The organism is Chthonobacter rhizosphaerae, assembly GCF_013839525.1.
Lineage (GTDB): Bacteria > Pseudomonadota > Alphaproteobacteria > Rhizobiales > Pleomorphomonadaceae > Chthonobacter > Chthonobacter rhizosphaerae.
Window position 1 is genome coordinate 256,145 of sequence record NZ_JACDIS010000002.1, and the last position, 14,488, is coordinate 270,632.

The 14,488-nt window shown below is 68.6% G+C and carries 16 protein-coding genes and 2 tRNA genes; 12 read left to right on the forward strand and 6 right to left on the reverse strand.

The features are described from left to right. The first annotated feature begins 166 nt into the window (after positions 1 to 166). The 4 genes from HND91_RS04990 (at position 167) to HND91_RS05005 (ending at position 3,150) form a co-directional block, all read left to right on the forward strand. Complete coding sequence (locus HND91_RS04990; protein ID WP_425485420.1) at positions 167 to 745, forward strand: cold-shock protein; 579 nt, start codon at positions 167 to 169, stop codon at positions 743 to 745. A gap of 181 nt (positions 746 to 926) precedes the next feature. Continuing rightward, entirely contained in the window at positions 927 to 1,427 is a 501-nt protein-coding gene (locus HND91_RS04995) for a DUF192 domain-containing protein (RefSeq protein WP_181705432.1), read from the forward strand. A gap of 79 nt (positions 1,428 to 1,506) precedes the next feature. Continuing rightward, the gene (locus tag HND91_RS05000) at positions 1,507 to 1,779 is read left to right on the forward strand and encodes a hypothetical protein (RefSeq protein ID WP_181705433.1); all 273 of its coding nucleotides are present in this window, start codon (positions 1,507 to 1,509) and stop codon (positions 1,777 to 1,779) included. A gap of 321 nt (positions 1,780 to 2,100) precedes the next feature. After that, a complete protein-coding gene (locus HND91_RS05005) occupies positions 2,101 to 3,150 on the forward strand; it encodes a glycosyltransferase family 2 protein (protein ID WP_181705434.1) in 1,050 nt (349 codons plus the stop codon). A gap of 139 nt (positions 3,151 to 3,289) precedes the next feature. Here HND91_RS05005 and HND91_RS05010 read toward each other — a convergent pair whose 3' ends face one another. Together HND91_RS05010 and HND91_RS05015 are read right to left on the reverse strand one after the other, a co-directional pair. Further along, positions 3,290 to 4,273 (reverse strand): hypothetical protein, encoded by a 984-nt coding sequence (locus tag HND91_RS05010; protein WP_181705435.1) that lies wholly within the window; start codon positions 4,271 to 4,273, stop codon positions 3,290 to 3,292. Further along, on the reverse strand, positions 4,270 to 5,226 hold the full coding sequence (locus HND91_RS05015; RefSeq protein ID WP_181705436.1) for a glycosyltransferase family 2 protein: 957 nt from the start codon (positions 5,224 to 5,226) through the stop codon (positions 4,270 to 4,272). The genes HND91_RS05010 and HND91_RS05015 overlap by 4 nt, the downstream gene beginning before the upstream one ends. A gap of 533 nt (positions 5,227 to 5,759) precedes the next feature. Between HND91_RS05015 and HND91_RS05020 the strand changes: the two genes are divergently transcribed. From HND91_RS05020 to HND91_RS05035, 4 genes are all read left to right on the forward strand, one after another. Further along, entirely contained in the window at positions 5,760 to 7,199 is a 1,440-nt protein-coding gene (locus HND91_RS05020) for an alkaline phosphatase family protein (RefSeq protein WP_181705437.1), read from the forward strand. A gap of 157 nt (positions 7,200 to 7,356) precedes the next feature. Beyond that, positions 7,357 to 7,433 (forward strand) — tRNA-Pro (locus HND91_RS05025). Between the two features lie 65 nt (positions 7,434 to 7,498). Continuing rightward, positions 7,499 to 7,804: an ETC complex I subunit gene (locus HND91_RS05030; RefSeq protein ID WP_181705438.1), complete on the forward strand. Its 306-nt coding sequence runs from the start codon at positions 7,499 to 7,501 to the stop codon at positions 7,802 to 7,804. A 70-nt stretch (positions 7,805 to 7,874) separates the two neighbouring features. Continuing rightward, positions 7,875 to 7,951, forward strand: a tRNA-Arg gene (locus HND91_RS05035). Between the two features lie 101 nt (positions 7,952 to 8,052). On the opposite strand, the gene HND91_RS05040 is transcribed toward HND91_RS05035, so the two are convergent. Further along, positions 8,053 to 8,256: a YgaP family membrane protein gene (locus HND91_RS05040; protein WP_181705439.1), complete on the reverse strand. Its 204-nt coding sequence runs from the start codon at positions 8,254 to 8,256 to the stop codon at positions 8,053 to 8,055. Positions 8,257 to 8,555: 299 nt separating this feature from the next. Between HND91_RS05040 and HND91_RS05045 the strand changes: the two genes are divergently transcribed. Then, entirely contained in the window at positions 8,556 to 10,352 is a 1,797-nt protein-coding gene (locus HND91_RS05045) for a sensor histidine kinase (RefSeq protein WP_181705440.1), read from the forward strand. Positions 10,353 to 10,365: 13 nt separating this feature from the next. On the opposite strand, the gene HND91_RS05050 is transcribed toward HND91_RS05045, so the two are convergent. Continuing rightward, positions 10,366 to 11,388, reverse strand: coding sequence for a sensor histidine kinase (locus tag HND91_RS05050; RefSeq protein ID WP_181705441.1), 1,023 nt, complete (start codon positions 11,386 to 11,388; stop codon positions 10,366 to 10,368). Positions 11,389 to 11,639: 251 nt separating this feature from the next. Here HND91_RS05050 and HND91_RS05055 point away from each other — a divergent pair, with 251 nt between their 5' ends. After that, on the forward strand, positions 11,640 to 11,834 hold the full coding sequence (locus HND91_RS05055) for a hypothetical protein (RefSeq protein WP_181705442.1): 195 nt from the start codon (positions 11,640 to 11,642) through the stop codon (positions 11,832 to 11,834). Positions 11,835 to 12,041: 207 nt separating this feature from the next. Here HND91_RS05055 and HND91_RS05060 read toward each other — a convergent pair whose 3' ends face one another. Further along, positions 12,042 to 12,269: a hypothetical protein gene (locus tag HND91_RS05060; protein WP_181705443.1), complete on the reverse strand. Its 228-nt coding sequence runs from the start codon at positions 12,267 to 12,269 to the stop codon at positions 12,042 to 12,044. Between the two features lie 353 nt (positions 12,270 to 12,622). On the opposite strand from HND91_RS05060, the gene HND91_RS05065 reads away from it, so the two are divergent. Continuing rightward, positions 12,623 to 12,769 carry a hypothetical protein gene (locus tag HND91_RS05065; RefSeq protein ID WP_181705444.1) on the forward strand — a complete coding sequence of 49 codons (147 nt, stop codon included), beginning with the start codon at positions 12,623 to 12,625 and terminating at the stop codon, positions 12,767 to 12,769. 25 nt (positions 12,770 to 12,794) lie between these two features. Here the strand turns inward: HND91_RS05065 and HND91_RS05070 are convergent, their stop codons facing one another. After that, positions 12,795 to 12,962 carry a hypothetical protein gene (locus tag HND91_RS05070; protein ID WP_181705445.1) on the reverse strand — a complete coding sequence of 56 codons (168 nt, stop codon included), beginning with the start codon at positions 12,960 to 12,962 and terminating at the stop codon, positions 12,795 to 12,797. A 200-nt stretch (positions 12,963 to 13,162) separates the two neighbouring features. Here HND91_RS05070 and pncB point away from each other — a divergent pair, with 200 nt between their 5' ends. Next, entirely contained in the window at positions 13,163 to 14,464 is a 1,302-nt protein-coding gene (gene pncB / locus HND91_RS05075) for a nicotinate phosphoribosyltransferase (protein WP_181705446.1), read from the forward strand. The last annotated feature ends 24 nt before the right edge of the window (positions 14,465 to 14,488 follow it).

The following is a 14,488-nucleotide window of genomic DNA, read 5'->3' on the forward strand; positions in this document are numbered from 1 at the left end:
CGCATCCTGATATAAATCGGGACGAAGGCGGCCACGGCGAGACTTCGGTCTTGCGGTCAGGGCATCGATCGATGCTAGTCTTGGTTAACGGGAATGCAATGGGATCTGAATCGGGGCTGATTCGATCCACGGGCACCCAGGTGCGGCGCGTATGCGGGGGCTGTCTATGGCCAAAATGAACATGGACCACTCGATTTCCGTGGGTGGCGAGGAGGAAGCCGCTCTCGACATCATCGAAGTGGCCGGGACCATCAAGTGGTTCGATGTGGCCAAGGGATTCGGCTTCATCGTGCCGGACGAGCCCGGCTTGTCGGACGTGATGCTCCACGTCACCTGCCTGCGGCGCGATGGCTTCCAGACGGCCTACGAGGGCGCCCGCGTGGTGTGCGAGGTGCTGAACCGGTCGAAGGGGCTGCAGGCCCTGCGCATCCTGTCCATGGACGAATCGACGGCGGTGCATCCTTCGCAGCTGCCTCCGTCGCGCACCCACGTGCAGGTGGTGCCGACCAGCGGGCTGGAGCAGGCCGAGGTGAAGTGGTTCAACCGCATCCGCGGCTTCGGATTCCTGACCCGCGGGGAGGGGACGGAGGACATCTTCGTCCACATGGAGACGCTCCGCCGCTACGGCATGGCGGAACTGCGGCCCGGGCAGGCGGTGCTGGTCCGCTTCGGCGACGGGCCGAAGGGCCTGATGGCCGCCGAGATCCGGCCGGTGACGTCGGGCGGGGCGCCGTCGTCGCACTGAGCCGGGGTGGATCGGGGCGCGGGCGCGGGCGCGGTCGGCTGACCGGCTCGCGCGCAGGCGACGGTCGCGCGTGTCCGCGCCGGCCGATCGTCGGTCGAGGGTCGTTCCGCGAGGTGAGCCGTGGTATGGACACGGCGTGGTGGTGGGTCGCTCCCGATCCCCGACGCGCGGAATGGCATGCATGACGGCGCAGATCTCGTCCCGATTCCTTCTCGCCCTTCACCTGTCCCTGGCGCCGGCGCTCGGGGCCGTCACCCTCCTCGGCTGGCCGGCGTCGGTGATGGCGGAGGCGGAGACGAGCCCGCTCGTGGTGGAGACGGCCGGCGGGCGGCACTCCTATTCGGTGGAGCTGGCGCGGACGACCGTGGAGCGCGCCCGCGGGCTCATGTACCGCAAGAGCCTGCCCGAGGACCGGGGCATGCTGTTCGACATGGAACGCGCGGGGCCGACGTCCTTCTGGATGCGGAACACGTTCGTGTCGCTCGACATCATCTTCATCGGGGCGGACGGGCGCGTGCTCAACGTGGCGCGGGCGACGACGCCGCTGTCGGACGACAGCGTGACGTCGGAGGGCGATGCGCGCTTCGTGCTGGAGCTCGTGGCCGGACAGGCGGACTCCATCGGCCTGAAGCCCGGCGACCGGGTGCGTCACCCGCTGATCGACGCGGTCGCGGGCGGCTGACCGACCGGAACCCGCGAGCCTTCTCGTCGCTTCTCCTGCCGTCACATCACACGACCTGAGACGGATCAGGAGAGCCTCCATGCAGAACGAACTCGATCCGAACCGGCGCGGCAGCGGCCGCAACCGGACGATCATCACCCTCGTCCTCGGCGCCTTCGCGGTGGCCGTGCTGGCCATCGGCCTGTGGGGCGGCGCCGAAACCTCGAGCATCGAATCCGTGCCGGACGAGGCGAACATGAGCGTGCCGGGCGAAGGCTCGATCGAGAACAATCCGACCGGCGCCACGGCCCGTCCGGAGAATGCGGTGACCGACGAGGTCGCCCCGTCGAACAACCCTGTCGCGACGGAATAAGGACCGGGCGAGACGATCCGGACCCGCCCGTCGGCGACAGGCCGTGCCGCCGGGCGGGCGAGGACGTCCGGGAACACGGACGTCCGGCCGCCCCGTTCGCCGGATCGGGCCGGAGGCGGGCCTCAGGGAGAGGCCGGGAGAGGGATGTCGCTTTCTCTTTCGGGGCGCGTCCGGTATTAACCATGTCCCGCCCAGGACAGGCGAACGCAGCCAATCACCGCCCGACGGTCGCCGGACCTGCCGACGCCAGGACCGCACCGGGCACGGCTCGCTGGGGCGCCACGCCCGCCCGGAGCCGACAACAGGAGACCGCGCCTGCCGATGAGGACCCTCTCCGTCGCGATGGCCACCTACAACGGGGCCAGACACCTCCGCGAGCAGCTGGACAGCCTGGCCGCCCAAACCCGCCGTCCGGACGAACTGGTGATCACCGACGACCAGTCGAGCGACGACACGGCCACCGTGGTGCGGGCGTTCGCCGAGACGGCGCCCTTCCCGGTGCGGTTCGTGGCGAACGAGGACCGGCTCGGCTGGCGCGGCAACTTCCTGAAGGCCGCCGGGCTGTGCCGATCTGACCTGATCGCCTTCTGCGACCAGGACGACATCTGGTACCCGCAGAAGCTGGCGGTCATGGAGGCGGCGTTCGACGCCGACGACGTGCTCCTCGCCCATCACAACGCCGACCTGGTGGACGGCTCCGGCAAGGCCTACGGCACGCTCCTGCCGGTCGAGGAGGCGGTCCAGGTGATCCCGGCCCTGTCGCGGCCGACGCCCTGGAGCAACCCGCTCGGCCTGACGATCGTGTTCCGCCGCGCTCTGCTGGACTTCAACGACCTCTGGCCGGAGACGGTGGACCTTTCGGCGCCCCAGCATCCGGCCGCCCACGACCAGTGGTTCTACCAGCTCGCGACCAACCTCGGCACCGTGGTGTCGATCCCGGACCGGCTGCTCGGCTATCGCCAGCACGGCAACAACGCTGTCGGCTGGGCGCCGCCGCCGCGCACGCTGCAGACAATGATCCAGGAGGTCGGCGAGACGCCGGACAGCCTCGCCCGGATCGAACTGATGCTGGACCGCTTCTGCCGGGTGCTGGCCAAGGCGGCGGCGCGGAGCGACGGTGGGCGGAAGGACGCGCTGGCGCGCGCGCTGGAGCGGAACCGCCAGCTTCTCGCCCGCCTGCAGGGACGGCGCGCGGTCTACGGGGAGGCGAGCTTCGGCCGGCGGCTGGGCGTCCTCTCCCGCATGGTCCGCAAGGGCGACTACGGCCGTCGCCTGGGCTGGACCCTCGGCTACCGGGCGCTCGTCGCGGACATGACGGTGGGGTTGTTGTACGGTCCGGCCGTGAGCCGCAGGTTCGGCCCGCAGAGCTGACCATCGGCGGCGCGAGGGCGCAAGCCGGCCAGCGCAGGCGGTTCTCAAGCCGGGCGATGGATGTCGTGAGGTGGCCCGGGAGCGATCCCGGGCCTTTCGTCGTTCAGCCGCGTCGTCCGAAAGGGTGAGCGCGGACGGGTCAGCGCTGCGTGAGGCGCTTGCGGACGCCCGCGAGCGCGCGGGGGATGGTGATGCCGACGAGCTGGCGGACCGTCATGTGGTCGGCGGTCTGGGTGTTCACATAGCCCCGGGAGAGATAGTCCACCACCTGCTCCGGATAGGTGTCCTTGAACACGCCGAGCGTGCCCTGGCGCTTGAAGACGTCGTGGAGGTAGGAGCCGACCGGCGGGGCCAGATCCTTCCAGTAGCCGGACTTCTCCACGATGTTGTTCCACAGGTGCAGGGTGTGCGCCCGGGCGCAGAGCTCTTCGGTCGCTTCCCGCATGGTCGGATGGAACGGCTTCCACCAGTCGTCCCAGTGCACCGGATAGTAGACGTGGGCCGGGCAGGCGCCGTCGAAGACGCCCGATCCGAACTGGCGCGACAGCAGCGTCGGCCCGGTCGCGCCCCAGGCAAAGGACCGTCCGAAGGCATAACGCTCGGTCTCCTCGATGAGACCGGGCAGACCGGGCTCTTCGGGGTCGATCCGCATGATCGCGCCGTTGACCTTGATGTCGGTCTCGTAGGCGAACAGATTGCCGGCCCGCGGCAGCGCGAAGTCCTTCAGGCAGACGAGGTCGGTGTCGATCCAGGTGGACCCGGTCAGCTGGAAGAGCCGGTAGCGGAACAGATCGCTGAAGTGGGAGAGGCTCGGCCGGCCGAGCACCACGAAGCCCTCCAGGAAACGCGGATCCACGATCTCGGCGGCGTCCGCCACCCGGATCGCCTCCGGCAGGCCCGGCATGGGCGCGTAGCTGTAGAGCGTGACGTCGAAGCCGTGGTGGACGAAGGAGAGCAGGCAGGCGACGTCCAGGCCGGAGAGTGACGACCCGTGCCAGAAGGTGGACACGGACTTGGTCGTGGCGCCGGCCATGACGGGCTCCTTGGGGGCGGCCGCGCGGGCCGTGTCGATCGACGAGGGCAGGGGCGCGCCAGCGGGCTGCGGCTGTAGAATGCGGTTCATGGGGTCTGCCTCCCGGCGGCGGGCGCGTCACTGGTGCCGTAGCGCTCGGCGCGGGCGCCGAACAGGCCGATGATCCGGCCCGCCGAGCAGGACAGCCGGTGCAGCGCGAGGCCGGCGGCGAAGCGCCAGTCCCGGTCGCGCGCGAGGGCGCGGCCCGTGACCACCGGCGTTCCCGCCGCTTCGCGGGCGATCTTGACCAGAACGGGGGCAAGGCCGTGGTGCGCCCGGTCGGCCCGGCTCTGGGAGGCGGCGGTTGAGAAGGACCGCCAGGCGAGGCCCCGGAGCGTGAGGCGCGACGGCGGGATCTCCTCCCGGACGATGGCGCGCGGCGCCCAGACCAGGCGGGCGCCGCGGCCGATGGCGTGGAGGAAGAACTCGTAGTCCTCGCCGCCCGTGCGGGCGAACTCCATGTCGAACGGTTCGCGGCCGAGCCGGCGCAGGAATGCCGTGGCGAGAAGAAGGTTGCCGCATTCGTTGAGCATGGGCACGACGCCCTCCGCCTTCGGCAGATAGGACTTGTCCACCGCCGCGCGGGCCCAGACCGTCTCGACCGAGGCCGACATCTCCACGGGGCCGCCGGCAATGTCGGCCCGGTGGCGCTCCCCGGCGGCGACCAGTTCGGCCAGCCAATCGGGCTCGGGCACCTGGTCGTCGTCCAGGAAGGCGAGGAAGGGCGTGTCCGGGTACCGCTCCAACGCCCTGGCGACGAGGCGGTTGCGCACGGCGGAGACGCCCGGCGTGTCCACGGTCAGGATGTCATGGGCGGGGATGCCCGGCCCGGAGAGCACGGGATAGGTCGCAAGGTCACGCGCGTCGTTGTTGCCGACCAGGATCGCGAACGGAAAGGCGGCGGTCTGCCGGGCGAGGCCCTGCAGAAGGGCGGCCAGTTTTTCCGGACGGCGATAGGTCGGCACGCAGACGACAACATGGACCGGGCTCGGCACGCCCCCCATCGGCAGCATCCTCGTTATGCTTCGGCGAACCGCGCAAGGCAGCTCGCACCTTTGAGCCTACAATTGCAATAAATTTAAATCGAGGGCGGTCGCGAGCCGTCCCCAACCCTCGATCGACGAGTCCTTCCCGCGGATCGGGCGGCACGTACGTAGAATCCCATGCAAGGAAAAGTGGGTGACACTGAGGCAGCCTTTCGGCCCACCCCATGACGGGGTCTGAACACCCCGTGACGGGGCTCGAACGCCCGGCGGCGTCAAAGGTTCACCGCCCCACCGACCCAGCGCGCACCGCGTAAACCAACCCGCATCGATTCGGGATGCTTCCCCGTGTTTTCCCTTGGCTTTGTGCAGCAAGGGAATAAATTGACAATCTCTTATGTGTTTCGCGCCCCGGTCTGCGCCGGGACGCGACCGGTATGGGCTTTGCCGCCGTTCGATGGTGGATTGCCATGAAGCGGCTGCTGAAGCGGTGCGGGCGGCCATCCCGTTTTGGGAGAGACGTATTTCCTGATGTGAATTTTCGGAGCCAGCGCATGTCCAAGAAAGTCATCCTCCTCGAGTTCAATGAACTGACGCCCGAACTGATGGATCGGTTCATCGCGGACGGGAGCCTTCCGGCTTTCGAGCGGCTGCGCCGGGAATCGATCGTGGCGCTCACCGACGCGGAGGAGCCGCCGCCGGCGCTGGAGCCCTGGATCCAGTGGGTGACTGTCCACACCGGGCTCGCCTACGGGGAGCACAAGGTATTCGACCTCGGCGACGGCGCCAAGCTGCGGGCGCGGCGGCTGTGGGACGTGGTGGCGGACGAGGGCAAGCGCGCCTGGGTATGCGGCAGCATGAACGTGGCCGTGACGACGGCGAACCGCGACCGGGTGCGGCTGCTGCCGGACCCGTGGTCGAAGGGCGTCGATCCGCTTCCGGTCGGCTACTTCGAGCCGTTCTACAATTTCGTGCGCTCCTACGTGCAGGAATACACCCGCGACAAGCCGCCGATCGGCAGCGCGGAATACATGGCGTTCTCCAAGTTCATGATCACCCACGGCCTGTCGCCGAGGACGGTCTGGAACGCGGTGAGCCAGCTTGCCGTGGAGCGGTTCAACAAGTCGAAGTGGAAGCGGGCGGCCATCCTCGACCGGCTGCAGTGGGACGTGTTCAAGGCCGAGTGGAAGCGGTTCCAGCCGCACTTCTCCACCTTCTTCCTGAACTCCACGGCGCACTACCAGCACTACTACTGGCGCAACATGGAGCCGTCGAAGTTCGCCCTGAAGGACACGGCGGAGCGCCAGGAGATGTATGCCGGCGCGATCCAGTTCGGCTATCGGAAGATGGACGAGATCGTGCGCGAGGTGCTGGACCTCGCCGACGACGACACGACGATCGTGCTCGCCACGGCGCTCGGCCAGCAGGCGATGACCAAGTATGACGACGACGGCGGCAAGCAGATCTACAAGCCGCGCGACATCAAGCTGCTGGCGCGGTACGCCGGCATCACCACGCCGTTCGACTTCAAGCCCGTGATGGCCGAGCAGTTCCACCTGGACTTCGCCTCGGAGGCGGAGGCGGCCGACGCGCTCGCCAAGTTCCAGGCGCTGAAGAGCGACGGGCACGAGGAGGTGATGCTGATGCGCCAGGAAGGCGCGAGCCTCTTCGGCGGCTGCGGCATCTTCACGGCGATCGAGGACACCGCGACGATCCGCACGCCCCACTCCAACCAGACGCTCACCTTCGAGGAGCTGTTCTATCCGGTGGACGGCGTGAAGAGCGGCATGCACCACCCGGACGGCATCCTGTGGATCCGCCTGCCGTCGCGCCTGAGCCGCACGATCGACCGGAAGATCCCGCTGACCGAGGTGGGCTCCACGCTTCTCGAACTCGCCGGCATCGACCACACCCGCGCCTTCAAGAGCCCGGCGACGCCTGAGATCATGGCGATCCTCAAGGACCGCGAGGCGGCGCCGAGTCGCGCGGCGTGAGGCAGGGCACCAGGGAAGTTCGGACGAACCGCGCGTCCGGCATCCTGGCCGTGACGCGCGGTTCCGTTCGCCCGGGGTGCCCGATGCGCATCGGACTTGGGAACCCGCTTGCCCTCCAGCGCGTAAATCGCTACGAAATCGGCGCGTTCCGGAGTGTCGGGGCATAGCTCAGCCTGGTAGAGCACCTGCTTTGGGAGCAGGGGGCCGCAAGTTCGAATCTTGCTGCCCCGACCAGTCCGGATCGCAGGGGCGGCGGGTCGGCCCGCCGCCGGCGGACAGAGGAAGGGGCGAGGCGTCACATGACCGCGCGCATCTACAAGCCGAGCCGGACGGCCATGCAGTCCGGCCAGGCGAGGACCAAGGCCTGGGTGCTGGAGTACGAGCCGGAGCGGCCGCGCATCGTGGAGCCGCTGATGGGCTACACCACCACGTCCGACATGCTCCAGCAGGTGCGGCTGTCCTTCGACACCAAGGAGGAGGCGATCGCCTACTGCACCCGGCACGGCATCGCCTACCGGGTCTCCGAGCCGAAGGAGAAGCGCCCGAAGCGCATGTCCTACTCGGACAACTTCAAGTTCAACCGGGCGGAAACCTGGACCCACTGACCGGACGCCCGGTTCACGGACGGGCAGGGTGCCCGGAGCGCCCCGCCCCAATCCTTCAAGAGCGCCCAGAGGCCCCATAGCTCAGCTGGATAGAGCAGCCGCCTTCTAAGCGGCAGGTCGGAGGTTCGAGCCCTCCTGGGGTCGCCAACGCGGGCGGGTACGACGCGAACACGCCTGCGCCTCGCGACGCGGGGCGTCGCGGGCGTGAGGTTGCGGGCGCGTGTCGCCGGCGCGATCGGGTGGTTCGGTCAACCGAACCCGGGGCGCGTGGGCAGGCCCATTCTCTTCAGCATCATCGTGACCGGGCAGAAGCCGGTGAGCGACGCCTGGACGAGGTGGGCGCCGAGGATGCCGGTCACCCAGAGCCAGCGGATATCGTGGTAGACGGCCAGGAGAACGCTGGCGATCACGACGGAACCGACGATCAGCAGAATGCTACGTTCGACGGACATGAGAGCCTCCCCGGTAGAGTGGCTTGCGCGAATATTGTAGCACGAATGGGCCGTGAAAGCTGCCGCTCGTGAAGGTGGATTCGCATGCGTGGGGCGCGGGGCTGGCCGTTGATGCTCCGCGCATGCGCGTCGGGTCGGGCGGTGGACGGGGGAAAGGTCGCGGTGGCGGGGACCGGAGGGATCCATTGCTGATGCTGAAGGTTCGGGCGGACGGAACTTTGGCGTCTCCCGGCGCATATGGCCGTGGAACCACTTCGGGTCGCATCGTGACGTCGACCGTACTCGCATCAGGACCTTGAATGACCGAAGCCGACGACGATCGCCGCCTCCTCGCTCTGGACGAGGCTTTTCATGCCGCGCCTTCGGGCATGGCGATCATCGACCGGGATGGCCGCTACCTGCAGGTCAACCAGGCGCTCGCGCGGATGAACGGGCTGTCGATCGACGCACACATGGGGCTGCGGGCGCGGGACGTGGTGCCGGAGATCGCCGCCGTCATGGAGTCGGTGTTCGCCGAGGTGCTGCGGACGGGCGAGGCGGTGGCGGACGTCGAGGTGTCGGGGCCGCGACCCGGCGCGACGGCGATCCGACACTATCTGGAGAGCGTCACGCCGCTGCGCGACGCACGCGGCGCCGTGACCCGGCTTCTGGTGTCGGTGCAGGACGTGACGCGGATCCGTGAGGCGGAGACCGGCCTGCGCCAGGCGCTGGCGAAGTCGGCGGCGGACGCGGCGGAACGGGAGGCGATCCTCGGCCAGCTGGAGGAGGGCGTCGTGGTGGCGGATCCGGCGGGCCTCATCGTCTACATGAACGAGGCGGCGGTCCGCATCCACGGCACCGGAACGCTCGGCACGCCGCCGGAACGGTATGTTTCGGAGTACGGACTGCTGCGCGAAGACGGCACCGTCGCGGACCTGAGCGACCTGCCGCTCTACCGCGCCCTCCGGTACGGCGAGGCGGTGGTCGACGCCCGCTGGCGGATCCGTCGGCCGAACGGCGCCGAGGTGATGGCGATCGGCAGCGCCCGCCCCGTGACGGCGCCCGACGGCCGCCCCATGGGCGCCGTGCTGACGCTGCGGGACGACACCGCCCGGCATCGGGCGGAGCTCGCCCTCGCGGAAAGCGAGCGACGCCTGACCGCGGTGCTGGACAACACCACGATGGCGATCTTCCTGATGGATGAACGCCAGCACTGCGCCTACATGAACGCGGCCGCCGAGACGCTGACCGGCTTCACCTTCGCGGACACGCTGGGGCGGCACCTGCACGACGTGGTGCACCACACCTATCCGGACGGGCGCCACTTTCCGATCGAGGACTGCGCCATCGACCGGGCCTTCCCGGAGAACATGCAGACCCAGGGCGAAGAGGTTTTCGTCCATCGCGACGGCAGCTTCTATCCGGTCGCGTTCACGGCGAGCCCGATCCGGGACGAGACGTCCAGGACCATCGGCACGGTCGTGGAGGTCCGGGGCATCCGGGAGGAGAAGGAAGCCCAGGCGCGGATGGAGATGCTCGTCGCGGAGCTGAACCACCGGGTGAAGAACACGCTGGCGACGGCCCAGGCGATCGTCTGGCAGGGGTTGAAGGACTCCACCGTGCCGCCGCGGGTGCGGGAGCGGATCGAGTCACGCCTCGGCGCGCTGGCCCGGTCGCATGACATCCTGACCAAGGAGGCCTGGCTCGGCGCCGACATGGACGAGGTGGTCGACGCGGCCCTGGCGCCGTTCGGGCTCCACCAGACGCCGGGCCGGTTCTCGATCGGCGGGCCGATGACGCGGCTGGCGCCGCGCGCGGCGCTCATGATCGGGATGGCGCTTCATGAACTGGCGACGAACGCGGCGAAGTACGGCGCCCTGAAGGAGGGCGGGCATGTCCGGCTGACCTGGCGGCGCGACGGGCAGCGGCTGGAGATCGAGTGGCGCGAAAGCGGCGGCCCGGCGATCACGCCGCCCGCATCGCGCGGCTTCGGGACCCGCGTGCTGGAACGGGCGGCCGCCCATGAGCTGGACGCGGAGGTGTCGCTGGATTTTCCGCCGACGGGCGTCGTCTGGCGCGCGGCCTTCCCGCTGGCGCTACCCGCCGAGACGACCTGACGGCCGGCCACCGTCAGGGCAGGGGCGCGTCCACTTCGCAGACGACGCCGCTCGGATCGAAGGCGATTGTTACGGTGCCGTCGAGGTCGTAGGCGAGGGATCGTTCCAGGAGGCGGGTGCCGAAGCCCTTGCTGGCCGGGACCGTGACGGCGGGGCCGCCGCTTTCCCGCCAGACGAGCCGCATGCGCCTAGCATCGCCGTCGCCCGAAACGCTCCACGTGAGATCGATCGTCCCGTCGGGCGTGGAGAGCGCGCCGTATTTCGTGGCGTTGGTGCCGAGCTCCTGCAGCGCCATGGCGATCGAGAGGGCCTTGTTGGGCGGCAGCCGCAACGTGGGCCCGGACGCGCGAACGAGGGTGGAGCCGGCGGCGGTGAAGGGCCGCATGGCTTCGACCACCACCTCGCCGAGGTCGGCGCCTTCCCAGCGCTCGCGGATCAGGATGTCGTGAGCGCGGCCCAGGGCGATGAGGCGTTCCTCGATCGCCGCCCTGGTCTCGCCGAGCGGCAGGCCGGACTTCAAGGATTGCGAGACGATGGACTGGACGGTCGCGAGCGTGTTCTTGACCCGGTGGTTGAGTTCGTGGAGGAGCAGCCGCTGCTGGTCCTCGGCGCGCTTGCGCTCGGAAATGTCCACCGCGATGAGGACGGCGCCGATCATCCGGCCTTCGCGCACGACCGGGGCGTTCGAGCATGCGACGTGCACCATGGCGCCGCTTCGGTGGAAGAAGACGTCCTCGTGCTTCTCCAGCCGCGTGTGCGAGCGGAACACCTGGCCGAGCGGACAGTCGCTCATCGGAAAGGGGCGACCGTCCGGGTGATGGTGGTGCACCATGTCGTGGAGGCTTCGACCAGCGAGATCCTCCCGCGACCAGCCGAACGTGCGCTCGGCCGCCGCATTGGCGAACACGGTCCGGCCTTCCGTGTCCATCACGAAGATGGCGTCGGCCGCATTCTCGATGACAAGGTCGCCAAAATCCGAAACGTCCAGGTCGGCCACGGCAGGACGGAGCGCGTGGGCAGACTCGTTGTTCGTCATGGCGTCCCGGCCCCCGAATGCCGCCGACCGGATGGCCGAACGGCCCGCCGCGTCATCTGCGCCTGTACCAGTAGCCGGTGCACGCGCGCTCATCCTAATCAGCTCTATGCCAAGATCATATGGCGTGTTTCGCAAGACGCCAGAGGAGTCGGGCTTTTTATCAGGCTCGATGGGGTGAGGTCCGTCACAGACGGCGCGGCGGGCATGCGGTTTCATTCGGGGACGGTGGGACCAATTCCAGGAGAGACACCATGGACCGCATCGTCACAGAAGACCTGATCGAGGAAACCGCCCTCTATCCGGCGACCAACCTGACCCTGGTTCGGGTCGTGCACCGGGCGACCGGCGCCGTCCGGGAAGGCAGGGTGCCCGGCATGGACCATCGCGCTCTTCTCGCCGCGCGCGCCGAAGCGCTGACGAAGCTCCACGCCGCTCTGGCGGCCTGATGCCGGCAACCGGCCAGGCAGGAAAAGGAGAGGCGCGCCGGGATGCGGCCGCGCGCGGCTTCGGATCGCGTCAGGACGCACCGGCTAACGACGACACGTCATATCCGGTCGAACGCCTTGATGGCGCCGGCATGGTCCGCATGGTCGCGGACCACTTGAGCTGGGTCCGTCGCCCGGCTGCGCAGGGAGCCCCGCGGCGAGCCGGGATCAGTGACGGAAGCCGGACCGGTTCGGACGCCCCGTGGCCAGGATGAACTGGATGGTCTCGATCCGGGCCCGGGCGGCCTGGACGGCAGCCCGGTACTGCGCCGGCTTTTCGCCCCGAAGGCGGACGTCGCCCTCCAGGGCTCGCAGCTCCGCCTGGGCCAGCTCCAGGTCTGCCTCGGTGGGGGTTTCACGATAGATTCGGGATGCGGAACGGTCGGACGGCGCCACGGATCTGCCTCATCGATGGATAAACAGCGGCTGCAATACACATACAATTATACTGGCAGAAGCAATCACCCGAATCGGTGATCGCCGTCCCGTTTTCTGCTGCGCCAAGCGCAGGAAACTGCTCGTATCTGCAATCAGGCATCGGTTCGGCGAATGTTTCTCGGGAAAGAATGAACCTGACACATGCGCCATTCAGGTGGCGAGATCGAGCGCTCCTCACATTTCGCAGATCGCGTTGAGGCATCCTTCACCGTGATTCGGCCGAGCCTGGCGGGCGGGTGTTTTGACCAAATGTGTTCGGAAGAAGGAAACCATCGGCGTGCCATCGTGCCGTCATGATGGAGGCCGGTTCGATGTCCCGCAGCACCACCTTTGGAAGTAGCCGCCCTGTCGCGGCGCCGTCCGCTCGCAAGCCGCGCGGCTGGTACATGCTCGCGGCCTTCGGCGTCTCGGCCGTCATGTGGGCGGGGATCGTGCGGGCCACCGGGACGCTCCTCTGAAGCGGCCCGGCGCCGTTCGGCCGGATCAGGCGCCGGACTTGCGCTCGTCGGGCTTCCCGCTGGACCGGTCGGTCTGGTCGGAGCCCTTGGCCGGGGCGGGCTTACCGTCCTGGCGAGCGAGTTCCCGCTCGATGGTCTCCCGGTCGCCTTCCGCCGGGTCGGGCTGGAGCGTGTGGGGCTCTGGCTTCTTCATGATCACCTCCGTCGACACCCGATCGGAACCGGTCATCGGACCGGAGGTTCCGCTCTGCGACGGCCTCCGACAGGAAACTGTGGCCGATCGCCGCGCGGGCGTGTAAGGCTCGTCGCGAAGTCTAAGGTGCGGACCGCGCCCCGCCGCAACGGGCAGGCGTGTCCATGGCCCCGAGATCACCCGCTCGGGAGAGGCGACGCATGACCATCGATATCGCCAAGCGCGTCTGGGATCACAGCTGGAAGCTCGATCCGATCGTGCGCAGTCTGCTCGACACGGACTTCTACAAGCTGCTGATGCTGCAGCTGATCTGGCGCCGGTACGCGGACGTGGACGTGACGTTCTCGCTGATCAACCGGAATCGGAAGGTCCGCCTGGCCGACGAGATCGACGAGGGGGAACTCAGGGCCCAGCTCGACCACGCGCGGACGCTCCGGCTCGGCAAGAAGGAGTGGATCTGGCTGGCGGGCAACAGCTTCTATGGCCACCGGCAGATCTTCGAGCCGCGCTTCCTGGAGTGGCTGCGGGGCTTCGAGCTGCCGGAGTACGACCTCAGACGCGAGGACGGCCAGTATGTCCTGGAGTTCCACGGCCCGTGGACCCATACCACCATGTGGGAGATCCCGGCCCTCGCCATCATCAACGAACTGCGCTCCCGGGCCGTTCTGAAGTCCATGGGCCGGTTCGAGCTCGACGTGCTCTATGCGCGCGCGAAGGCGAAGCTCTGGTCGAAGGTGGAGCGTCTGCGCAAGCTGGAAGGGCTGCGCATCGCCGACTTCGGAACGCGCCGCCGGCATTCCTATCTGTGGCAGGACTGGTGCGTGAACGCCCTGAAGGAGGGACTGGGCGAGGCCTTCATCGGCACGTCCAGCGTCACGCTCGCCATGAAGAGCGACCTGGAGGCGATCGGCACCAACGCCCACGAACTGCCGATGGTCTACGCGGCCCTGGCCAAGAGCGACGCCGACCTGCGGGAAGCACCGTTCCGGGTGCTGCGCGACTGGCGGGACATGTACGACGGCAACCTGCGCGTGGTGCTGCCGGACGCGTTCGGCACCACGGCCTTTCTGCGCGACGCGCCGGACTGGGTGGCCAACTGGAAGGGCTTCCGGCCGGACTCCGCCCCGCCGATCGAGGGGGGCGAGCAGATCATCGCGTGGTGGAACGCCAAGGGGCAGGACCCGCGCGACAAGCTGCTGGTCTTCTCCGACGGGCTCGACATCGAGACCATCGAGACGGTGTTCCAGCACTTCAATGGCCGGGTGAACATGAGCTTCGGCTGGGGCACGAACCTCACCAACGACTTCCGGGGCTGCTCGCCGCAGCCGCGCTCGGACCTCGATCCGATCTCGGTGGTGTGCAAGGTCACCAAGGTGAACGGCCGGCCGGCGGTGAAACTGTCGGACAATCCGTCCAAGGCGACGGGCGACCGCGAGGAGATCGACCGCTACCTGCGCGTCTTCGGGACTGCGGGCCGGGTGGAGCGGGAGGTGGTCGTCTGACGCCCCCGTCAGGGAACCGGACGA